Source organism: Bradyrhizobium sp. Rc3b, assembly GCF_900114915.1.
GTDB lineage: Bacteria > Pseudomonadota > Alphaproteobacteria > Rhizobiales > Xanthobacteraceae > Bradyrhizobium.
The window spans coordinates 246,103-267,264 of sequence record NZ_FOUS01000003.1 but is presented as its reverse complement, the minus strand read 5'-3'; the positions used below and the strand labels follow the sequence as shown (position 1 = coordinate 267,264).

At 65.3% G+C, this 21,162-nt stretch carries 17 protein-coding genes; 9 read left to right on the top strand and 8 right to left on the bottom strand.

What is annotated here, in order from left to right; genetic code table 11:
• Positions 1–83 precede the first annotated feature (83 nt).
• The 3 genes from BM190_RS08080 to ligA all read left to right on the top strand — a co-directional run bounded on the left by BM190_RS08080 (position 84) and on the right by ligA (position 5,012).
• Positions 84–974 (top strand): outer membrane protein assembly factor BamD, encoded by an 891-nt coding sequence (locus BM190_RS08080; protein WP_092253450.1) that lies wholly within the window; start codon positions 84–86, stop codon positions 972–974.
• 13 nt (positions 975–987) lie between these two features.
• Positions 988–2,661 carry a DNA repair protein RecN gene (gene recN, locus BM190_RS08075; RefSeq protein WP_092253448.1) on the top strand — a complete coding sequence of 558 codons (1,674 nt, stop codon included), beginning with the start codon at positions 988–990 and terminating at the stop codon, positions 2,659–2,661.
• A gap of 197 nt (positions 2,662–2,858) precedes the next feature.
• The gene (gene ligA / locus BM190_RS08070) at positions 2,859–5,012 is read left to right on the top strand and encodes an NAD-dependent DNA ligase LigA (protein WP_092253446.1); all 2,154 of its coding nucleotides are present in this window, start codon (positions 2,859–2,861) and stop codon (positions 5,010–5,012) included.
• A gap of 182 nt (positions 5,013–5,194) precedes the next feature.
• Here the strand turns inward: ligA and BM190_RS08065 are convergent, their stop codons facing one another.
• A complete protein-coding gene (locus BM190_RS08065) occupies positions 5,195–6,469 on the bottom strand; it encodes a multidrug effflux MFS transporter (RefSeq protein ID WP_092253444.1) in 1,275 nt (424 codons plus the stop codon).
• Between the two features lie 189 nt (positions 6,470–6,658).
• Positions 6,659–8,488 (bottom strand): aminopeptidase P family protein, encoded by a 1,830-nt coding sequence (locus tag BM190_RS08060; protein ID WP_092253442.1) that lies wholly within the window; start codon positions 8,486–8,488, stop codon positions 6,659–6,661.
• Between the two features lie 186 nt (positions 8,489–8,674).
• Between BM190_RS08060 and BM190_RS08055 the strand changes: the two genes are divergently transcribed.
• Positions 8,675–8,854 (top strand): hypothetical protein, encoded by a 180-nt coding sequence (locus BM190_RS08055; protein ID WP_018322541.1) that lies wholly within the window; start codon positions 8,675–8,677, stop codon positions 8,852–8,854.
• Positions 8,855–8,977: 123 nt separating this feature from the next.
• On the opposite strand, the gene BM190_RS08050 is transcribed toward BM190_RS08055, so the two are convergent.
• Complete coding sequence (locus BM190_RS08050; protein ID WP_092253440.1) at positions 8,978–9,865, bottom strand: 50S ribosomal protein L11 methyltransferase; 888 nt, start codon at positions 9,863–9,865, stop codon at positions 8,978–8,980.
• Between the two features lie 162 nt (positions 9,866–10,027).
• Here BM190_RS08050 and BM190_RS08045 point away from each other — a divergent pair, with 162 nt between their 5' ends.
• Complete coding sequence (locus tag BM190_RS08045; RefSeq protein ID WP_018322539.1) at positions 10,028–10,183, top strand: Flp family type IVb pilin; 156 nt, start codon at positions 10,028–10,030, stop codon at positions 10,181–10,183.
• Positions 10,184–10,455: 272 nt separating this feature from the next.
• On the opposite strand, the gene BM190_RS08040 is transcribed toward BM190_RS08045, so the two are convergent.
• Positions 10,456–12,066: a phytoene desaturase family protein gene (locus tag BM190_RS08040; protein ID WP_092253438.1), complete on the bottom strand. Its 1,611-nt coding sequence runs from the start codon at positions 12,064–12,066 to the stop codon at positions 10,456–10,458.
• Positions 12,067–12,294: 228 nt separating this feature from the next.
• Between BM190_RS08040 and BM190_RS08035 the strand changes: the two genes are divergently transcribed.
• Positions 12,295–14,574, top strand: coding sequence for a fused MFS/spermidine synthase (locus BM190_RS08035; RefSeq protein WP_092253435.1), 2,280 nt, complete (start codon positions 12,295–12,297; stop codon positions 14,572–14,574).
• A gap of 85 nt (positions 14,575–14,659) precedes the next feature.
• Here the strand turns inward: BM190_RS08035 and BM190_RS08030 are convergent, their stop codons facing one another.
• Complete coding sequence (locus BM190_RS08030; protein ID WP_092253433.1) at positions 14,660–15,655, bottom strand: glycerophosphodiester phosphodiesterase; 996 nt, start codon at positions 15,653–15,655, stop codon at positions 14,660–14,662.
• Positions 15,656–15,786: 131 nt separating this feature from the next.
• Here BM190_RS08030 and BM190_RS08025 point away from each other — a divergent pair, with 131 nt between their 5' ends.
• Positions 15,787–17,049: a hypothetical protein gene (locus BM190_RS08025; protein ID WP_092253431.1), complete on the top strand. Its 1,263-nt coding sequence runs from the start codon at positions 15,787–15,789 to the stop codon at positions 17,047–17,049.
• A gap of 2 nt (positions 17,050–17,051) precedes the next feature.
• Here BM190_RS08025 and BM190_RS08020 read toward each other — a convergent pair whose 3' ends face one another.
• A complete protein-coding gene (locus tag BM190_RS08020; protein ID WP_026202764.1) occupies positions 17,052–17,846 on the bottom strand; it encodes a L,D-transpeptidase in 795 nt (264 codons plus the stop codon).
• 304 nt (positions 17,847–18,150) lie between these two features.
• Here BM190_RS08020 and BM190_RS08010 point away from each other — a divergent pair, with 304 nt between their 5' ends.
• Positions 18,151–18,477: a hypothetical protein gene (locus tag BM190_RS08010; protein WP_092253427.1), complete on the top strand. Its 327-nt coding sequence runs from the start codon at positions 18,151–18,153 to the stop codon at positions 18,475–18,477.
• Positions 18,478–18,484: 7 nt separating this feature from the next.
• On the opposite strand, the gene BM190_RS08005 is transcribed toward BM190_RS08010, so the two are convergent.
• Both BM190_RS08005 and BM190_RS08000 read right to left on the bottom strand, forming a co-directional pair.
• On the bottom strand, positions 18,485–19,246 hold the full coding sequence (locus tag BM190_RS08005) for an ABC transporter permease (RefSeq protein ID WP_018322533.1): 762 nt from the start codon (positions 19,244–19,246) through the stop codon (positions 18,485–18,487).
• Complete coding sequence (locus BM190_RS08000) at positions 19,243–20,166, bottom strand: ABC transporter ATP-binding protein (protein WP_092253425.1); 924 nt, start codon at positions 20,164–20,166, stop codon at positions 19,243–19,245. The genes BM190_RS08005 and BM190_RS08000 overlap by 4 nt, the downstream gene beginning before the upstream one ends.
• Positions 20,167–20,442: 276 nt before the next feature.
• Here BM190_RS08000 and BM190_RS07995 point away from each other — a divergent pair, with 276 nt between their 5' ends.
• Positions 20,443–21,162, top strand: a complete 720-nt coding sequence (locus BM190_RS07995; protein WP_018322531.1) for a hypothetical protein — start codon at positions 20,443–20,445, stop codon at positions 21,160–21,162.

The following is a 21,162-nucleotide window of genomic DNA, read 5'->3' as shown; positions in this document are numbered from 1 at the left end:
AAGGCACCACGGTTACATTTCGCGCCCATGACGGGGTTCATGGGCTGGCGGCACCGCATCACAGGGCGTCAGGGCTTAAACTCATGTCGGCACAGCGTACGACGCGCGGATATTTCTCGGTCTCGTCGCGAGCCCGCGGGCTGCTTCAGGCCGTCACCTTCATGATGCTCGCGCTGCCGCTGGCCGGCTGCGGCACCGGCTCGCTCTGGGACAAGTTCACCGCCAAGGACGACACCTTCGTCGAGGAGCCCGCCGACAAGATCTACAATGAGGGCCTGTACCTCATGAACGAGAAGAAGGACATGAAGGCGGCGAACAAGAAGTTCGAAGAGGTCGACCGCCAGCATCCTTATTCCGACTGGGCCCGTAAATCGCTTCTGATGTCGGCCTATGCGTCCTACCAGGGCGGCGACTTCGACGGCTGCATCGGCGCTGCCACCCGCTACGTCACGCTGCATCCCGGCAGCCCGGATGCGGCCTATGCGCAATATTTGATCGCCGCCTCCCATTACGACCAGATCCCGGACACCAGCCGCGATCAGGCCCGCACCGAGAAGGCGATCGCCGCCCTTGAAGAGGTGGTGCGCAAATATCCGAACTCGGAATACGCGACATCCGCCAAGGCCAAGATCGAGGGTGCGCGCGACCAGCTTGCCGGCAAGGAAATGAATGTCGGCCGCTATTACGCGCAGAAGCGCGACTACACGGCTGCGATCAACCGCTACAAGACCGTCGTCACGCAGTACCAGACCACCCGCCATGTCGAGGAAGCGCTGTTCCGGCTGACCGAGGCCTATATGGCGATCGGCATTGTCGGCGAGGCGCAGACCGCGGCAGCCGTGCTTGGGCACAATTTTCCTGACAGCCGCTGGTACAAGGACGCCTATAATCTTGTAAAATCCGGCGGTCTCGAACCGAGCGAGAATCAGGGGTCCTGGATCAGCCGGACTTTCAAGAAGATGGGTCTCGGCTAGGAAATTTGGTTCCATGCTGGCGCGTCTGTCGATCCGTGACATCGTCCTGATCGAACGGCTCGATATCGAATTCGCCACCGGCCTTGCGGTTTTGACCGGCGAGACTGGTGCGGGCAAATCCATCCTGCTCGATGCCTTTGCGCTGGCACTCGGCGGCCGCGGCGACGCGGGCCTCGTGCGCCACGGCGTGGAGCAGGGGCAGGTGACCGCCGTGTTCGATGTCCCCAAGAATCACCCCGCGACGAAAATCCTCGCCGAGAACGGCCTCGAGGACACCGGCGAGATGATTCTCCGCCGCGTGCAGCTCGCCGACGGCCGCACCCGGGCCTTCATCAACGACCAGTCGATCAGCGTGCAGACGCTGAAGGCGGTCGGCGCCGCCCTGGTGGAGATCCACGGCCAGCATGACGAGCGTGCGCTGGTCGATGCCGCGACCCACCGCCGCCTGCTCGACGCGTTCGCCGGCCTGGAGAGGGACGTCGCCGCGGTCGAAACGCTCTGGGACGCACGCCGCACCGCCAACACCGCGCTGGAGGAGCATCGCTCCGCCATGGAGCGCGCCGCGCGGGAGGCCGACTATCTGCGCCACGCCTCCGCCGAGCTGAAGCAGCTCGCGCCCAAGGACGGCGAGGAAACCTCGCTCGCCAACCGCCGCACCACCATGATGCAGGGTGAGAAGATCGCCTCCGATTTGCGCGAGGCGCAGGAGGCTGTCGGTGGGCACCATTCGCCGGTTTCGACGCTCTCGGCGGCGGTACGCCGGCTGGAACGCCGCGGCGTCAATTCGCCCGCACTGGTCGAGCCGGCCGTGAAGGCGATCGACATGGCGATCAACGCGCTGGAAGAGGCCGACCAGCATCTGCAGGCGGCACTCGCCGCGACCGATTTCGATCCGGCCGAGCTCGAACGCATCGAGGAGCGCCTGTTCGCGCTGAGGGCCGCCTCGCGCAAATATTCGACGCCGGTCGACGGGCTGGCCGCGCTGGCCGCCAAATACGCCGCCGACGTCGTGCTGATCGATGCCGGCGCCTCGCGGCTGAAAAAGCTGGAGCAGGCCGCGATCGAGGCAGATAGCCGCTATGCCGCCGCCGCCAAGAAGCTGTCGCTGGTGCGGCAGAAATCGGCTGAGAAGCTCAACAAGGCGGTCAACGCCGAGCTGGCGCCGCTCAAGCTCGAACGCGCCAGGTTCATGACGCAGGTCGCGACCGATGAGGCAGCTCCAGGCCCGCAAGGCTTCGACCGCGTCGAGTTCTGGGTGCAGACCAATCCGGGCACCAAGGCAGGACCGATGATGAAGGTCGCCTCCGGCGGCGAGCTGTCGCGCTTCCTGCTGGCGCTCAAGGTCGTGCTGTCCGACCGCGGCTCGGCGCCGACGCTGGTGTTCGACGAGATCGACACCGGCGTGGGCGGTGCGGTCGCCGACGCTATCGGCGGGCGCCTGGCGCGGCTTGCCGGCAAGGTGCAGGTGATGGCCGTGACCCACGCCCCACAGGTCGCCGCCCGCGCCGACCAGCACCTGCTGATCTCCAAGGATGCCCTCGACAAGGGCAAGCGCGTCGCCACCCGCGTCAATGCGCTGGCCGCCGACCACCGCCGCGAGGAGATCGCGCGCATGCTGGCGGGGGCAGAGATTACGGCCGAGGCGAGGGCGGCGGCGGAGAGGCTGCTGAAGGCGGCGACGGCTTGATTGTGTGTCCCGGACGCGGCGCAGCGCGTAGCGCTGCTCCGCAGAGCCGGGACCCAGATTTCTGCCACGTGGGCCCCGGCTCTGCAGCGCACCGCACCGGATGATGCTCCGCATCGCCGGGAGCGCTGCGCTGCGTTCGGGGCACGAGATTTCCACACGCCTTTACCGTGCTACCCGCTCCGTCGTATCCAAGCACCATGGTCAGAGCAGCAAAATCCAAAACAACACCGCTTCGCGACGTCGCCGACCTCACCAAGGCCCAGGCCAAGGTCGAGCACATGCGGCTGGCGCTGGAGATCGAGGGGCACAACGAGCGCTACTATCAGGAGGACGCGCCCACCGTCACCGACGCCGAGTACGACGCGCTGCGCCAACGCTTCAATGCGATCGAGAAGCGCTTTCCTGAATTCGTCACCGCGGACTCGCCCTCTCAGAAGGTCGGCGCAGCGCCGTCAGGCCGCTTCAAGAAGGTCCGGCATTCCGTTCCCATGCTGTCGCTCGACAACGCCTTTGCGGAGGAGGACGTGCGCGACTTCGTCGGCCGCATCGTGCGCTTCCTGAAGCTCGACGACGACAAGGTCAATTTCTCCGCCGAGCCGAAGATCGACGGCCTCTCGATGTCGTTGCGCTACGAGGGTGGCGAGCTCGTCACTGCGGCGACGCGCGGGGACGGTGCGGTCGGCGAGGATGTCACTGCCAACATCCGCACGCTCGAAGACGTACCGCAAAAGCTGAAGGGCCGGAACATCCCCGATATCTGCGAGGTCCGCGGCGAGGTCTACATGACCAAGAGGGCGTTCCTCGCGCTCAACGAGCGGCAGAAGGCGGCGGGCGATACCATCTTCGCCAATCCGCGCAATTCGGCCGCGGGCTCGCTGCGCCAGAAGGACCCGACCATCACCGCCTCGCGTCCCCTCGGCTTCTTCGCCTATGCGTGGGGGCAGATGAACGCGATGCCGGAAGCGACGCAGAGCGGCATGATCGACTGGTTCGAGCGCTGCGGCTTCAAGACCAATCCGCTGACCAAGCTGTGTCACTCCGTCGAGGAGCTGATCGCGTTCCACCAGAGCATCGAGGAAGAGCGCGCCGAGCTCGACTACGACATCGACGGCGTTGTCTACAAGGTCGACCGCATCGACTGGCAGGAGCGGCTCGGCTTCGTCTCGCGCACGCCGCGCTGGGGCATCGCGCACAAATTCCCGGCCGAGCGAGCCATGACCGTGCTGCGCGACATCGAGATTCAGGTCGGTCGCACCGGCTCGTTCACGCCGGTCGGCAAGCTCGAGCCGGTCGGCGTCGGCGGCGTGATCGTGCAAAACGTCACGCTGCACAACGAGGACTATATCAAGGGCATCGGCAACAAGGGCGAGGTGCTGCGCGAGGGGCGCGATATCAGGATCGGCGACACCGTCGTGGTCCAGCGCGCCGGCGACGTGATTCCGCAGATCGTCGATGTCGTCCTCGACAAGCGGCCGAAGAGCGCCAGGGAATTCTCTTTCCCGAAGAAGTGCCCGTGCCCGCTGCACACCGACGTCGTCCGCGGCGCAACCGCAGCCGGCGAGGAGGAATCCCGCGCCCGTTGTAGCGGCGAGTTCGCCTGCCCCTATCAGAAGGTCGAACACCTCAAGCTGTTCGTCTCGCGCCGTGCGTTCGACATCGACGGTTTAGGGGAGAAGCAGCTGCAGTATTTCTTCGACGAGGGATGGGTCAAGGAGCCCGCCGACATCTTCACGCTGGAGAAGCGCAACGCGAAGCTGAAGCTCGAGGAGATCGAGGGCTACGGTGCCACCTCGGTGCGCAATCTGTTCGGCGCCATCGAGAGCCGGCGCACAATCGCGCTCGAACGCTTCATTTATGCGCTCGGCATGCGCCATGTCGGCGAGACCACGGCGCTGGCGCTGGCACGCGGCTATGGCTCTTGGGACGCCTTCCACGACGCCTGCCTCAAGATCGCTCACGGCGACGAGGAGGCGATGGCCGACATGGACGCGCTCGACCAGATCGGCGACACCGTGATCAAGAGCATCGCCGATTATTTCGGCGAGAGCCACAACCGCGGCATCGTCGAGCGGCTGACCAAGGAAGTCGAGATCGTCGACGCCGAGAAGCCAAAGAGCAACTCCGCCGTCGCCGGCAAGACGGTGGTGTTCACGGGCTCGCTGGAGAAGATGACGCGCGACGAGGCCAAGGCGACTGCAGAGCGCTTAGGGGCAAAGGTGTCGGGCTCGGTGTCGAAGAAGACCGATCTCGTCGTCGCCGGCCCCGGCGCGGGCTCGAAGCTGGCAGAGGCCAACAAGCACGGCGTCAAGGTGCTGACTGAGGACGAGTGGTTGACGCTGATCGGGGAGTGAGGTTTCTTCCTTCTCCCCTTGTGGGAGAAGGTGGCGCGAAGCGCCGGATGAGGGGTCGTATCCACAAACTCGACTGAGAGTGATCTGCGTGGAGAGAGACCCCTCACCGTCTCGCCGCTCCGCGGCGAGCCACCCTCTCCCACAACAAGGGGAGAGGGGAAGGGTAACGCGCATAGCCTCCCTCACATTATCCCACTCTCTTCCTCTTCCGCCTGCTTGATCAGCGTCTCGCTCACCGTCATCTCGCGGCGGGGCACGACGAAGATCATCACGCAGGCGCAGAGCAGCGAGATCGCGAGGACTGCGGCGGTGAGTGGCAGCGTCGTTGCGGAGTGGCCGCCGAGATAGGCGCCGAATTGCGACATCAGCGCGCCGATGCCCTGTTGGAGGAAGCCCATCGTGCCGGAGGCGGTGCCGGCGGCCTCGGGGCGGATGCTGATGGCGCCGGCGGCCGAATTCGCCATCACGAAGGCATTGCCGGCCATCACGATCATCTGCGTGCCGAACAGCCAGGCCGGCGCCTCGTTCCAGCCGATCAAACTCCAGAGCAGGTTCGCAAGGCTGCCGGCGAGCTGAAGGGCGAGCCCGAACCAGATCAGCTTTTCCAGCGAATGCCGCGGCGCAAAGCGCACGCAGAGCAGGTTGCCGACGAGAAATGCAAAGCCCGAGGTCGCGAACCAGGCGCCGTATTCGGCGCTGCTGCGGCCCATCTGCGTCACCACGATGTAGGGGCCGCCGCCCGCGAAGGTGAAGATGATCTGCGAGGCCAGCACCTGGCACATCACATAGCCGACGAAAGCGCGGTTGCGGATCAAGATGCCGACGTCGCCGCGGAAGCCGCTGCCGGCGGCGCGGCTGCGCCGCGTTTCGGGCAGCGCCACCGCGATGCCGGCGGCGACAATGATCGCGGCGATGGTGATGGCGTAGAAGATCGCGCGCCAGCCGAACGCGGTCTCGATCAGGCCGCCGGTGAGCGGCGAAACCATCTGCCCGATCATCAGCGCGGCGACCACGAGGCTGATCATCGAGGCGACGCGGTCGCGCTCGTAGATGTCGCGGATGATGGCGCGGCTGATCACCATGCCGGAGGCGCCGCCGAGCGCCTGGAAAAAGCGCGCGGCAATCAATTGCGGCAAGGTCTCGGCGAAGATGCACGCGACGCTTGCCACGACCATCAGCGCCAGCCCTCCGAGCAGCACAGGGCGTCGTCCGAACCGGTCGGACAGCGGTCCCATGATGAGCTGCGACAGCGCGATGCCGACCATGTAGAGCGACACCGTCATCTGCGCGATCGAGATGTCGCTGCCGAAATTCGTCGCCAGCACCGGCAGTGCCGGAACCAGGATATAAAGAGAGATCGGCGCGATCCCGGTCATCACGACCAGCAACAGCAGCACCAGGCGCGATGTCGCGAGGTTGGCCGCCGCTCCCGGCGGCTTGCTGATCATGCCGTGCATTGGTGTCCGTCTTTCGAGTTCGAATCGACTGTAGCGCGCTCGCACAAGACGGATATCGGCGTTTCGGAATGCGGCTATACGGATTCCGGGATGGTTATGCTGGAGGCGCGATATTCGCTTTAGCCTCCGTGTCGGGAAAACAGCGTTGCGCAAACGGCGTAGCGCCATGCGCGCTGCGGCAGGGTAACCCTACGCCTTCAGCTCTGCCGTCGCCTGATCGAGCCAGGTCTGTGTCGCCTCGTCCAGCGCGGGCCGTACCTCGGCCCTTACACGCGCGTGGTAGGCGTTGAGCCAGCCGAGCTCGTCGCGGCTCAGCATCGCGACATCGATGAGGCGGCGGTCGATCGGCGCCAGCGTCAGCGTCTCGAACGCGTTCATCGGCTTCTCGGCGCCCTTGATGTCGGCGGCCACCACCAGCTCCAGGTTCTCGATGCGGATGCCGAAACCGTCGGTCTTGTAGTAGCCGGGCTCGTTGGAGAGGATCATGCCGCGCTTCAGCGGCGTGGTGCCGAGCTTCGAGATCCGCGCCGGCCCTTCATGCACCGAGAGATAGCTGCCGACGCCGTGACCGGTGCCGTGCTCGAAATCGACGCCGGCGGCCCAGAGATATTGCCGCGCCAGCGTGTCGAGTTGCGCGCCCGTGGTGCCGTCCGGAAAGACGGCGCGCGCGATCGCGATGTGGCCGCGCAGCACGCGGGTGAAACGGTCGCGCATTTCGTCGGTCGGCTCGCCCACGGCCATGGTGCGCGTGACGTCCGTGGTGCCGTCTTCGTACTGCGCGCCGGAATCGATCAGCAAGAGGTCGCCCGGCGCGATCCGCCGGTTGCTCTTGCGGGTGACGCGGTAGTGCACGATGGCGCCGTTCGGGCCGGTGCCCGAGATGGTCGGAAACGATACGTCCTTCAGCGCGCCGGTGTCGCGGCGGAACGTCTCCAGCGCCTCGACTGCATCGATCTCGGTCAGCTTGCCGCTTGCGGCCTCGCGATCAATGAAAGCGAGGAAGCGTGCCAGCGCCACGGCGTCGCGCACATGGGCCGTCTTCGTGCCCTTGATCTCGGTCGCGTTCTTGACAGCCTTGAGCAGCGCAATCGGATCGCTGCCGCGCACCGGCTTGCCGCCGGCGCCCGCGATCAGGCGGCTGAGCGCATCGGCCGCTGTGGCACCGTCGAGCGCGATCGCAGCGCCGCTTTTGGCAAGCGCCATCAGCGTCGGCGCCATCGCATCGGGCTCGCGCACGTCGGCGGACTGCTCGAGATGGTCGCGCGTGAGGTTGGAGAGTTTTCGATGGTCGATGAAGATGGTGGGACGACCGTCCTTCGGCACCAGCGCATAGGACAGCGGTAGCGGCGTGTGCGCGACGTCGGCGCCGCGGATGTTGAAGGTCCAGGCCACCGCGTGGCTGTCGGACAGCACCAGCGCGTCGGCGCCGAGCTTGACGATCTCGGCTCTGATCTGCGTCAGCTTCTCGGCTTCAGTGACGCCGGCATTCTGCAGACTGTGCACGGCGACGGGGGCGATCGGCGGCTGCGGGCGGTCCTGCCAGACCGCGTCGATTGGATTGCTGTCGACGGCGACCAGCTCGGCGCCGGCCTTGGCGCAGGCGGCGGACAGGCGCTCGGCTGCCGCAAAAGTGTGCAGCCACGGATCAAATCCGAGGCGGTCACCGGCCTTCAGATGCGCGGACACCCAGCTCTCCGGCGGCGGATCGATCAGCGATTCCACGGCCCAGGCCTTCGCGTCGACCTGCTTGGCGGCCTGAAGCGTGTAGCGGCCGTCGACGAACAATGCGGCCTCCTGGGTCAGCACCACCGCGAGTCCCGCCGAGCCCGTGAAGCCGGTCAGCCAGGCCAGCCGCTCTTCGGACGGCGGCACATATTCGTTCTGCTGCTGATCGGCGCGCGGGATCACGAAGCCGGTCAGCTTGCGGCGGGCGAGTTCTTCGCGAAGGGCGGCGAGCCGCGCCGTCAATGCGACGCCGGCCTCCGGCTCCTCGAATGTCTGGAAGTGTGCTTCGAACATGGTGGATCACTTTAGGATCATGGGGACGAGTCCGCAATCTGGACGCATTCGCGTCGCATCTGGCATGGACTGTGCTTGAATGGTTCCATTCGAATTGAGTGGAGTAAAGGATGCGGCAGTTGCGCTTCGTCCGGATGACAGGGAAATTCGAGCAGGTGGTTCATCTCAACGGCGAGGGGACACACGATGCCAGCGTTCACGTTTGAGAAGATTACGCCGCCGGTGCGTCGCGCCCCAACCGCGGCGGCACCGAAGAAACCGCGCGGCGTCATGCGCCAGATGATCGACCGTATCGCCGAGCGTCGCGCGAGGCGTAGCTTGCAGGACGAGCCTCCGATGCGGCGGGACGAGAAGCCTGCGGAGTAGCGCGGCGATTTCGTAGGGTGGGTTAGCCGAAGGCGTAACCCACCACGTCTTTTCCCGCGGTGACAAAAGAGATGGGTTACGCCGAGCGATTGTGCTTTTGCGCAATCGCAGGGCTAACCCACCCTACGACACCTTCCGCAGCAACAGGCTGCTCCACCCCTCGATCCGCAGATGCTTCAACGGCACGAGGCCGCGCGCGCGGTACGCGGCGATCACGGCGGGGGCCTGGTGCGTCAACAGGCCGGAGAGGATGACACGTGCGCCGGGCGCGAGATGCCGCGCCATCGGGCCCGCCAATTGCCTGAGCGGATTGGCGAGGATGTTGGCCAGCACCAGGTCGAACGGACCGGCCTTTTCGAAATCCGGCGCGGCGAAGCCGGTGGCCCGGATGACCCGCACTTGGTTGCCGACCTCGTTCAGCACCGCGTTCTCGGCCGCCACCCGCACCGACGGCGGGTCGATGTCGGAGGCAAGCACCGCGCGATGCAGCGCCTTCGCCGCCGCGATGCCGAGGACGCCGGTTCCGGTGCCGAGGTCGAGCAGGTTCCTCGGACGGGAACTCTTAAGGACATGGTCAAGCAGCAGTAAACAGCCACGGGTGGTGCCGTGGTGGCCGGTGCCGAAGGCGAGCGCCGCCTCGATCTCGATGGCGAGCTTGTTCGGCGCCACGCGGTCGCGGTCATGGCTGCCGTGTACGACGAAGCGCCCGGCCGGGACCGGGACGAGATCTTCCAGGCTGGCCTTGACCCAGTCCTTGGCCTCGACCGTATCGAAGAGAAGCGTCGCGGCGATCGCATTTCCTGCTGAAGTTGCAACGAGTTCGCGTAGCCAAGCCTGATCGGGCGCCTCGGCGAAATGGAGCGTGACGTCCCATGGTCCGTCGGGCCGCTCGAAGGCGGCAACCGCCGCATCGCCGTCGAAAAACACCTCGGTGAGCACGTCGACGACGCGCCTGGCGTCGGCCTCGCTGCCGATCGAAAAGCTGGCGCGATGGGTGGGAGAAGGCTGCATTCAGGGTTCCGTTGAGTTCAATTTTTGGAGCTTTTATCGCCATTTTTCCGCATATGTTGCGGTTCCCGGTTAACCGGGCTGTAGGTTGCGCCCCGTATCTTTGCGGATGTCGAAACCAACCAACACAGCTTGGAATTGAAACGGAGGCGAGTTTTGAAGCGCATGGTTCAAAAGTTCTGGTCGGACGAGTCCGGCGCAACCGCGATCGAGTACGGCCTGATTGCCGCAGGTATCGCTCTGGCGATCATCACCGTGGTGAACAGCCTGGGCGTCACCCTGAACGACAAGTTCACTTCGATTAGCAGCTCCTTGAAGTAAATTCCGCCTCCATTTCCCAGCGGGGGCTATTTTTCTTTGAGGTTTTTCCTGATCACCGCCCGCGAGGGGATACCCTGGCGGGCGAGGTCGTTTTCGGGCGAGCGTTCTCAGTGATCTTCACAAATTGTCCACCGCTTGCCGGGACGCCGTCCACCCGCTTGTCCCGCGATTATCCACCGGCTTTCCCCAAATTCGGTCCCGGCGTTCTGGCCCATGTATCCTCGGTCTGACCACAGATCATTCAACGGCCAGTCCACAGCTCATCCACAGACCTATCCACGGCTTCCGAACAGCGACCGGTGATCTCTCAAGATCGTCTGCGCGGCGTTATGGCCGGGCGCACCGGTGACGCCGCCGCCGGGATGGGCGCCGGAGCCGCAATGGTAGAGGCCCTTCAACGGCCCGCGATAATCGGCATGGCCCAGCATCGGCCGCGCCGAGAACAGCTGGTTCAGCGTCAGCGCGCCATGGAAGATATCGCCGCCGAGGAGGCCGAACTGCCGTTCGAGATCGAGCGGGGACAGGATCTGGCGGCCCAGCACACTCGCCGCAAAACCCGGCGCGTATTTGTCCACCGTCGCGATCATGAGATCGGCGACCTCTTCGCGATGGTCGTCCCACGACTTTCCATCGGGAAGCTCCGGCGCGACGTGCTGGCAGAACAGGCTGGCGACGTGCTTTCCAGCTGAGGCCAGCGTGTCGTCGAGCGTCGAGGGGATCAGCATCTCGACGACCGGCTCCCGGCTCCAGCCCTGCGCCCGCGCATCGAGATAAGCGCGGTCCATGTAGCCGAGGCTCGGCGCCAGGATGATGCCGGAGCTGAGATGATCGCCCTCGCCCGGCAGCGCCGTGAAGGAGGGCAGGCAGTCCAGCGCAACGTTCATGCGGAAGGTGCCGGAGCCGTTCTTCCAGTGCCGGATGCGGGCAAGGAAGTCCGCAGGGAGCGCGTCGGCCGCGACCAGCCGCGTGTAAAGCAGCTTTGGATTGACATTGGCCGCGACATATTTCGCGCGGATGGTTGAACCGTTCTCCAGCACGATTCCGACGGCGCGGTCGCGCTCGACGATGATCTCACGGACGCCGGCATCGGTGTCGATCATGACGCCCCGATCGCGCGCTGTGCGCGCCATCGCCTGCGTGATCGCGCCCATGCCGCCGATGGCGTGGCCCCAGACCCCCTTCTTGCCGTTCACCTCGCCGAAGGCGTGATGCAGCATCACATAGGCCGAGCCGGCGGCGTAGGGGCTGGCATAGTTGCCGACGATGGCGTCGAAGCCGAACAGGGCCTTGACCAGATCATGCTCGAAGCGCTCGTCCAGCATCTCGCCGGCCGAGCGGGTGAAGAGATCGAGCAGGCTGCGGCTCTGTTCCAGCGTGAGACCGCGCAGGATGTTGGCGGTCTTCCAGGCGTTGACGCCTTCGCGAACGGCCGCTGTGCCAAAGCCGTCGACGAGGTTCGGCGGCGCGCGAAGCACGAACTGCCGCAGCACGTCGGCGATGTCTTCCAGCTCGCGCGAAAATCCGTCGAGCGCGTCTGCGTCATGCGCGCTCAGCCGTGCGACTGATGGCTTTGTCCGCCCTTCGCCGGTGAGGAGATAGCTGGCATCCGGCGCGGGCAGAAAGTTCTGGGCGCGCCGTTCGACGATCCGCAGGCCCTGTTCAGTGAGCTTGAGGTCGCGGATCACTTGCGGATTGAGCAGGCTCACAGTGTAGGCCGCGACCGAATTGCGGAATCCGGGGTGAAACTCCTCCGTGACTGCGGCGCCGCCGACCACCTTGCGGCGCTCGACCACGCGCACGCGCAGGCCCGCCATCGCGAGATAGGCGGCGCAAGTGAGGCCGTTATGGCCAGCGCCAATGATGACGACGTCGGTCTCGGTCATGATTTCCCTGGCGTCATTCCGGGGCGATGCGCAGCATCGAACTATGGTGCGGGCTCCGCACCGGAGAATCTCGAGGTTCCGGGTTCGCGCTTCGCGCGCCCCGGAATGACATCTCTATATCAGGCATTCCTCGCTGCAACATCACGAGTGCCTTTATTGCCCGTTCAGGCGCCTTGTGCTCCATTGCGCGCGTCCGGCGCCCGCCGGGGAATGTAGGCTGGAGCTTCCATGGATTCGATCGTGCAACCTGCCGCCACGGAGCAGCCGTCCGCCTCGCGCAACCGGCTGCTGCTGACGGTCTACACCGCTGCGATCTTCGTCAGCGCGCTGCTGCTGTTCTCGGTGCAGCCGCTGTTCACGAAGATGGTGCTGCCGCGGCTCGGCGGCTCGCCGGCGGTGTGGTCGGTGGCGATGGTGTTCTTCCAGTCGCTGCTGCTGGCGGGCTATGCCTATGCGCATCTGTTGATGCAGGCGAGGAGCCGCGTCGTGCCGGTGGCGGTGCATCTGCTGCTGCTGATCGCGGCCTTCGCCACGCTGCCGCTCGGCATTGCGTCCGCCTATGGCGAGCCGCCCGCTTCGGGCTATGCGTTCTGGCTGCTCGGCCTGTTCGTGGTCTCGATCGGCCTGCCGTTCTTTGCGCTCGCCGCCAACAATCCGCTGCTGCAGGCCTGGTTCGTCCGCACCGGCCATCCCGCCGGGCACGATCCCTACTTCCTCTACGCCTCCTCCAACATCGGCAGCTTCCTGGCGTTGCTGTCCTATCCGTTCCTGCTGGAGCCGATGTTCACGCTGCATGCGCAGAACCGGCTCTGGACCGGTGGCTATGGCTTGCTAATCCTCCTGATCGCCGCCTGCGGCGTGCTGCTGTTGCGCTCGCCGAAGCTGGCGGTGGCCGATGCGCGAACCGAGGACGTCAACGCGCCGGCGCCTGATATCGTGACGCGGCTGCGCTGGATCTTCCTCGCCGCGGTGCCTTCGGGCCTGCTCATCGCGGTCACCGCGCACATCTCGACCGACGTCGCTGCGGCGCCGTTGCTATGGGTGCTGCCGTTGTCGCTTTATCTGCTCACCTGGGTCGTGGTGTTCCAGTCGCGGCCGTTGCTGCCGCACAAATGGATGTTGATGCTGCAGCCGGTCGCGATCGCGGGCGTCATCGTTCTGCTCGCCTTCGGCGGCGAGCAGAATTTGCTGCTGACACTCGGCGGCCATCAACTCTGCTTCTTCGTCATCGCCATGGCCTGTCACGGCGAGCTGGCGCGGACGCGGCCGGCCGCCAGATATCTCACCGGTTTTTATGTCGCGCTGTCGTTCGGCGGCATGGTCGGCGGTCTCTTTGCTGGCCTCGTTGCTCCCTTCACCTTCTCGTGGATCGCCGAATACCCGATCCTGATCGCGCTTGCCGCGCTGTGCCGGCCGTCCGCGAGTGAGCGTCTCGCAGGTGTCGTCAAATGGTATTGGCTGGTGCTCGCCGCGCTCGCGGTTGCGCTGGTTGCGCCGTCCTACACCACTGGCGGCCTCTCGACCTGGTTGGAGGATCACCGCGTCTGGGTCGCCGGCGCCGTCGGCGTGCTCGCCGCGCTGCTGGCGCTGGCGCTCAATGCCGGCCGCTGGAAGATCTTCGCCACCGTAGCGCTCGCGCTGGCGTTGATCCGGGTTTATCCCGCGGACGAAGGTCGCGTTACGACGGTGCGCAGCTTCTTCGGCGTGCACAAGATCGTGGTGACGCCCGGCGGCTATTTCCACGTGCTGATGCACGGCACCACCATCCACGGCGCCGAGCGCTTCCGCAACAATGACGGCACGCCGGTCACCGGTCGGCCCGAGCCGATCACCTACTATCACAAGGACGGCGGCATCGGTCAGGCCGTCAGCGCGATCCGCGAGCGCAAGGGCGCGCCGCTCAAGGTCGCCGCGATCGGCGTCGGATCGGGCACGCTCGCCTGCGCCGCCGAACCTGGTGAGGACTGGAAATTCTTCGAGATCGACCAGTCGATGGTGGATGCTGCGCGTGACCCCAAAAATTTCCGCTACATCTCGAGCTGCCTGCCGGACATGAAGCCGGTGATCGGCGATGCGCGCCTCACCTTCGCCAAGGAGCCCGACGGCGCCTACGACCTCATCGTCGTCGATGCCTATTCGTCGGATGCGATCCCGATTCATCTCGCCACCGAAGAGGCGATGAAGATCTACAAGGACAAGCTCGCGCCGCACGGGGCCGTGGTGATGCACGTCTCCAACCGGCACCTCGATCTCGAGACCGTCGTGGTCGGCATCGCCGACGCCAACGATCTCAAGAGCTGGGTCTTCAACGAGGATTCCGGGCGCGATGGCGACTACATCTTCTCGACCGACGTCGTCATCTCCGCGCGCGATGAGGCCGACATCGGTCGGCTCGCGTCCTCGAAGGTCTGGGAGCAGACCGAAGCCGACGACAGGGTGCGGGTCTGGACCGACGACTATTCCAACATCCTGGGCGCCTTGTACCGGCGTTTGAAGAACGGAGAGTAGGGCGGCACGACAATCGTCTCCGTGCCCCCGGACGCAGCGCAGTAGCGTTGCGCGCTGCACCGCGTCCGGGACACGAGACCGACGGTTACGGCTCGACCGGCGTCCCCGCCGGCAGCACAACGCCCTTCTCGCCGGCAACCTCCCGCAGCAGGTCGGGCCTGTCGGAAATGATGCCGTCGACGCCGAGCTCCATCATCCGCGCCATGTCTTCGCGCTTGTTGACCGTCCACACCACGACGCGCAATCCGAGTTTGTGGGCCTCCGCGATGAGCGCCGCCGTCACGTCACCGAAATTGGGCGACCAGATCGTGCCGCCCGCCGCCTTGATCGTCCGTGGCAGCGAGCTGCCGTGATCGGTCGGGCTGAAGCCCGCCGTCCAATTGGTGGCTTTGTCCAGCGCGACTGTCTGGCCCGTGCCGCGCTGGAGCGTCAGGTACACGGTCGGTATCTTCGGCGCCTGCTGCTGGACGAGCTGCAGGGTTCTCCAGTCGAAGGATTGGATCATGACCCTGTCGGAAAACGTTTCGGTCTCGATCAGTCCCAGCAGCTTCGTGACAAAGGCTTGCGGGTCGAGCGTTTCGTCGGGGCGGTTCGGATCGATCTTGGTCTCGATGTTGAAGCGCACACGCGAGTTGCCAGACTTGCGCACCAGCGCGAACAGCTCGCTCAGGGTGGGAATGCGTGTCCCCGGCAGGGCGCGCTGGTCGGGGAATTGCTTCGCATAGGCACTGTCCGGCCGGATTTGGCCGACGTCATAGGTCCTGACCTCGTCCAGCCGCAGTTTTACCAAAGGCGTGCCGGGCGGAGCAATGTAAGTCCCGCCGACGCCGCGTGCGAGATCAGGATTGAGCCCGCGCTCATGCGAGACGACGACCTCACCGTCCGCGGTCACGCCGACATCGAGCTCCAGCGTGTCAACACCCATCGACAGCGCGTTGGCGAAGGCTGGCAGGGTGTTTTCCGGCAGTAGAGCCCGCCCGCCGCGATGCGCCTCGATATCAAAGGCCATATCAATAGCCATGGCTTGTCCTGCAATGAGAACCGAGAGCACGGTCAGGATCGTCGCGGCACGTGACGGCATCGGGGATCGCAGCGCTCGTGAAAACAGGAGCTTATGAAATCTTTGCGCGTTTCGTCCAGTCTCGCGGTTGACGGCGGCCGTGGAAGGCGGAAACTGTCGCAAAAAAAGCAATGATACAGGGAGCCACTTGCATGCGGCTTGTCTTCATCGGAGCGATGGCGGTTCTCATGGTCGGACAGGCCACAGCCAAGGACCTGCTATCGGGCGCGAGTCTCTATGAAGATGTGGCGCGCTATGCCTCCTTCGGTCTGCACCGCTTCGGCTCTGCCGGCGATCGCGGGACCGCCGACTGGATTGCCGGCGAGCTTGCGGCCGCGGGCTTTGCGATCAGCTTCCAGCCCGTCGTGCTGGGTCGCCAATATGTCGTCGAGCAGGCCAGCGCTGAAGCCGCCGGTATCCGTGTCGAGGCGACCCCATTCTGGTGGCCGCCGGAGGACAGAGCGAGCTTCCACCTGTCGGCGTCGCTCGCACGTGATGGCGATGTCGTCGGCAAGATCCTGATGCTCGATCTGCCATTCGACCGGGGAGCCTATCTGGGGCCGACCCATCGTGCGGCCGTCGCTGAAGCGGCGGCGAAGAAGCCGGCCGCGATCCTGCTGATGATCGGCAATCCCGCCGACGATCGCTTCGCCTACAATGTCACGCAGGAGGATGCGCCCTGGCCGGTGCCGGTGATCGTGGTCGGGGCCAGGTCGAAAGCGACGTTCGAGCGCGCGCTCGCCGAAGGCACGCCCGTCAGCTTCGACGTCAAGGGCCGCTACGAACGCGATGTCACCGGCCGCAACGTCATCGCCGAGATCGGCGCCGGCCGGGGGCCGACCGTCGTGGTCTCCACGCCGATGACCGGCTGGTATAGTTGCGTCTGCGAGCGCGGGCCCGGCATTGCCAACTTCCTCGCGCTGGCACGCATCATCGCTGCCGAGAAATGGCCGGCGCATTTTGTCTTCATCGCCACCGCCGGCCACGAGATCGGCCATGGCGGCATGGAGCTGTTCCTGAAGCACGGCGCCCCGACACCGAAGGACACGCTGGCGTGGATTCACTTCGGCTCGTCGAATGCGTGCTACGGCTTTGCGGAAGGTGTCCGCACCGATCGGCCCGAGGAAGAACGTTATCTCGTGCTCAGCAAATCCGCGGTTGCGCTGACCGATGAGGCCTTTGCCAAGGTCGCGGCCAAACGCCTGGTGACGGAGAAGCAGGCGGTCGGCGAGCTGCGCGATGTGCACGCGGCGGGCTACGCCAACTTCCTCGGCATGGCCGGCCGCCATCGCACCTTCCACACGCCGTCGGACGACCTCGCAGCGACCGGGCCCGGGATTCTCGAGCCGGTCGCACGCGCCTTTGTCGATGCTGCGCGAAAGATCGTGGAACGCGGCGACGCCGCGTTCAGATAGCGTCAGTTCTGATAGTAATAGCCGCGCGGCTGGTAAACCTGCCGCGGCTGCGGCTGATAGTAATAGCCCTGCTGGCCGGAGCCTTGGTCGTAATAGGGACGCGGCTGCTGCTGATAGACCTGCGCATCATAGAGCGGGCGTGTGCCGCGCGGTGCCGGATAGCGCGCGCCGGTATCGCTGCCGTCGGCGGGATAGATGTAGTTGTCGTCCTGCGGCATGTAGCGGCGGGCGGGCTGCGCTGGCGGCGTCAGGTTCACGGGATCGCCGGTGGTCGCGTACTGCTCTTCGGCAGGCTGCTGCGGCGCGCGGGCGACTGCATTGTTGGTGCGGCCGCGCGGATTGCGCGCCAGCGCCACCTGCGCCGAGCCGGTCAGCGTCACCGAGGTGTTGAGCACGCCCTGCTGCTGCACCAGCGCATAGAGCGTCGAAGCATTCTGGCGCGACAGCCGAACGCAGCCGTGGGACGCCGGCGAACCGAGACGGCCGACCGAGTCGGTGCCATGGATGGCGTGGCCGACTTTGGTGAAGAAGATCGCGTGAGGCATCGGTGCGTCGTCGAATTCCTTGGAATAGTGATCCTCTTCCATGCGGAAGGCGCGGAATGCGCCGTTCGGCGTTTCGCGCGAGGGGATGCCGGTCGACACCGGCCAGTGATACCGCGCGACGCCGTCGACGGCGACGGTCATCTGCTGATTGTCCTTGTCGACGGTGATCTCGACCTTGGCTTGCGCGCTGCCTGCGCTCAAAAGCATCAGTGAGGTGAAAGCGATAAAAAATGAACGCATCTGGAAACGCATTTGAATCCTGGCCTCCGGCCTGTTCACGCTAGGCGCCGCGGCTCTCCGTCCCCGGCGTGCAATATGCCTGCAATCCGGCTTTCGTTCCAGCGGCCTGCCTGCCCATCGTTAACGCGGCGCGAGGCGTAAGCAAGGCCGCTTTGTGCCGCGCCGCGCGCGGCGAAGCTGACATTTTCGCGAGCGGTGCCCCATTCACAACGCCGACAATTCGTCACAAAGGCGCAACCATTTGGCCGACCGGTGCGTTGACGATCACCTGCCTCGACAGGCGGCGCTCGCCGCCATTCACCGTTTGGGATCGAAGATGAACAAAGCCCGCATCGCCGCCGCGCCGTCGCCGGCCGGTTCAGCCTTCCGTCTGGTGTTCGCGGCCGCCGCCATCCTGCTCGCGCTGTTGGCGCTGCCGCAGGCCGGCCACGCCCAGGGCATCGTCCGCGGCGCCCAGGAAGGTTCGTACGAGGGCAACCGGATTGCCGGCCCCGTGGGCGGCGCGGTCGGAGGCGTCGTCGGTGCCGGCGTCGGCGGCGCCGTTGGTGCAGTCGAGGGCGTGCTCGGCATTCCCCATCGTCACTACCGTCACCGCTGCCACGGATACTATGACGGGTATCACCGCTTCCACTGTTATCGGTGATGACGCGTCAGTTCTTCAGCCGATACCCCGTCCGAAAAATCCACCAGATCACGACGAGACAAATCACCAGGAACGCCAGCGTCATGCCGACGCTGACGGACATGCTGACGTCCGCGATCTCGTAAAAGCTCCAGCGGAAGCCGGAGATCAGATAGACGACCGGGTTGAGCATCGCCACCGTGCGCCAGGTGGGCGGCAGCATGTCGATGGAATAGAAGCTGCCGCCGAGGAAGGTCAGCGGCGTCACCACCAGCATCGGGATCATCTGCAGCTTCTCGAAGCCGTCGGCCCAGATCCCGATGATGAAGCCGAACAGGCTGAACGTCACCGCCGTCAGCACCAGGAAGGCCAGCATCCAGACCGGATGGTGAATATGCAGCGGCACGAACAGTCCGGCCGTTGCCAGGATGATCAGGCCCAAAATGATCGACTTGGTCGCGGCGGCGCCGACATAGCCGAGCACGATCTCGAAATAGGAGATCGGCGCCGACAGGATCTCGTAGATCGTGCCGGTGAATTTCGGGAAGTAGATGCCGAACGAGGCGTTGGCGATGCTCTGGGTCAGCACCGAGAGCATGATCAGGCCCGGCACGATGAAGGTGCCGTAGCTGACGCCCTCGACCTGGCTGATGCGCGAGCCGATCGCGGCGCCGAACACCACGAAATAGAGCGAGGTCGAGACGACGGGCGAGACGATGCTTTGCAGCAGCGTGCGCCAGGTGCGCGCCATTTCGAACAGATAAATGGCGCGGATGGCGCGATGGTTCATGACGTCCTCACGAGATCGACGAAGATGTCCTCGAGCGACGATTGCGTCGTGTCGAGATCGTTGAAGCGGATGCCGGCGGTGCGGAGATCGCCGAGCAGGCTGGTGATGCCGGTGCGCTCGCCCTTGGTGTCGTAATCGTAGACCAGCGTCGCGCCGGCATCGCAGAGCTCCAGCTCGTAATGGCCAAGGCTCTCCGGCAGCGCGTCGAGCCTGCCCTGCAGATGCAGCGTCAGCCGCTTCTTGCCGAGCTTCTGCATCAACGTCGCCTTGTCCTCGATCAGCACGATCTCGCCCTTGTTGATGACGCCGATGCGGTCGGCCATTTCCTCGGCTTCCTCGATGTAATGCGTGGTGAGGATGATGGTGACGCCGGACTGCTGGAGGGTGCGCACCACCTCCCACATGCCCTTGCGCAGCTCGACGTCGACGCCGGCGGTGGGCTCGTCCAGGAACAGGATCTGCGGCTCGTGCGACAGCGCTTTGGCGATCATGACGCGGCGCTTCATGCCGCCGGAGAGCGTGATGATCTTGTTGTCCTTCTTGTCCCAGAGCGAGAGGTCCTTCAGCACCTTCTCGATGTGATCAGGATTCTTCGGCTTGCCGAACAGACCGCGGGAGAAGCTCACGGTCGCCCACACGCTCTCGAAGGCGTCGGTGTGCAATTCCTGCGGCACGAGGCCGATCAGCGAGCGCGCCTTGCGGTAGGAAGTCTGGATGTTCTCGCCGCCGACGAGGACGCGGCCCTCGCTCGGATTGGCGATGCCGCAGATGATGGAAATCAACGTGGTCTTGCCGGCGCCGTTCGGGCCGAGCAGCGCGAAGATCTCGCCCCGCTTGATGTCGAGATTGACGTTTTTGAGCGCCTTGAAGCCGGACCCATAGGTCTTCGACAGGTTGGCGACGGAGATGATGGAGGACATGAGGGCCGGTAGGACTGGGGAGGGGAGGCTGGAACCTGCCGGGAACGGCGGGTCAGCGGAGCCCTGAGATAGGAATGCCTTTGCCGGGCCGCAATTGCCCGGAGAAAAATGGTCTCAAAACAGGCGCTTCAGTGGCGGGTTTCGGGCAGGTGTTGCGCGATGGTCACGGGCTGTGGCTAAGATTGCCATTCACGCGGCTCTTTGTTGCGTCTGCGAGCAGGCCATGGCTACGATTCCGGCCAATCGCAAAGCGTATTGTCCCCAGGGAAAACACCGATGAGACCGAACGGCCGTCACACCGCCGGCGCCAGCCAGTTGTCCGCCCTCCGTGTCTGGGCGATCTGCCTGCTCCTGCTGTCAGCTGTTGCCATCAGCCCGACCACGGCCCGAGCGGCCCCGAGCCAGGCCCAGGTCGCGACCACGCATGTCTATCTGCTCCGCGGCGTGCTCAACATCTTCTCGCTCGGCCTCGACACGATCGGCGCCCGGCTCCAGGCGCAGGGCATCCCGGTGACGGTCGCCAACTTCGTGTCCTGGTCATCGCTCGCCGATGAAGCCGCGACCGCCTACAAGGCCGGCCGGCTCAAGACCATCGTCCTGGTCGGCCATTCGTCCGGCGCGACCGCGCTGCCGGACATGATCGCGAAACTCAACCGGCTCGGCGTGCCCGTGAAGCTCGCGATCGGCCTCGATTCCGTGTTCAAGACCAAGCTCTCGACCGGCGCGGAGCGTTACATCAACATCTATATCGGCGACGGCCCCGGCGAGCCGGTCAAGCGTGCCGACGGTTTCCGCGGCAAGCTCGATAATGTCGACGTGCGCGGCACCGGTGTCGGCCACATCTCGATCGACAAGAACGAGGCGATCCAACGCCGTGTCATCGCCGAGATCGACGCCGCCATCATGCGTTCGCGCGCACCGGCTGTCCCGGTCGCCGAACGCGGCTCGCCCGGGCAGGCGCGCTCGGCGGCCGCGGCCGCTCCGGCACGGAACTGA

Bases quoted from the DNA above. Each gene is read 5' to 3' on its own strand.
- BM190_RS08080 (WP_092253450.1), top strand. From the start codon at position 84: ATGTCGGCACAGCGTACGACGCGCGGATATTTCTCGGTCTCGTCGCGA.
- recN (WP_092253448.1), top strand. From the start codon at position 988: ATGCTGGCGCGTCTGTCGATCCGTGACATCGTCCTGATCGAACGGCTC.
- ligA (WP_092253446.1), top strand. From the start codon at position 2,859: ATGGTCAGAGCAGCAAAATCCAAAACAACACCGCTTCGCGACGTCGCC.
- BM190_RS08065 (WP_092253444.1), bottom strand. From the start codon at position 6,469: ATGCACGGCATGATCAGCAAGCCGCCGGGAGCGGCGGCCAACCTCGCG.
- BM190_RS08060 (WP_092253442.1), bottom strand. From the start codon at position 8,488: ATGTTCGAAGCACACTTCCAGACATTCGAGGAGCCGGAGGCCGGCGTC.
- BM190_RS08055 (WP_018322541.1), top strand. From the start codon at position 8,675: ATGCCAGCGTTCACGTTTGAGAAGATTACGCCGCCGGTGCGTCGCGCC.
- BM190_RS08050 (WP_092253440.1), bottom strand. From the start codon at position 9,865: ATGCAGCCTTCTCCCACCCATCGCGCCAGCTTTTCGATCGGCAGCGAG.
- BM190_RS08045 (WP_018322539.1), top strand. From the start codon at position 10,028: ATGGTTCAAAAGTTCTGGTCGGACGAGTCCGGCGCAACCGCGATCGAG.
- BM190_RS08040 (WP_092253438.1), bottom strand. From the start codon at position 12,066: ATGACCGAGACCGACGTCGTCATCATTGGCGCTGGCCATAACGGCCTC.
- BM190_RS08035 (WP_092253435.1), top strand. From the start codon at position 12,295: ATGGATTCGATCGTGCAACCTGCCGCCACGGAGCAGCCGTCCGCCTCG.
- BM190_RS08030 (WP_092253433.1), bottom strand. From the start codon at position 15,655: ATGCCGTCACGTGCCGCGACGATCCTGACCGTGCTCTCGGTTCTCATT.
- BM190_RS08025 (WP_092253431.1), top strand. From the start codon at position 15,787: ATGCGGCTTGTCTTCATCGGAGCGATGGCGGTTCTCATGGTCGGACAG.
- BM190_RS08020 (WP_026202764.1), bottom strand. From the start codon at position 17,846: ATGCGTTTCCAGATGCGTTCATTTTTTATCGCTTTCACCTCACTGATG.
- BM190_RS08010 (WP_092253427.1), top strand. From the start codon at position 18,151: ATGAACAAAGCCCGCATCGCCGCCGCGCCGTCGCCGGCCGGTTCAGCC.
- BM190_RS08005 (WP_018322533.1), bottom strand. From the start codon at position 19,246: ATGAACCATCGCGCCATCCGCGCCATTTATCTGTTCGAAATGGCGCGC.
- BM190_RS08000 (WP_092253425.1), bottom strand. From the start codon at position 20,166: ATGTCCTCCATCATCTCCGTCGCCAACCTGTCGAAGACCTATGGGTCC.
- BM190_RS07995 (WP_018322531.1), top strand. From the start codon at position 20,443: ATGAGACCGAACGGCCGTCACACCGCCGGCGCCAGCCAGTTGTCCGCC.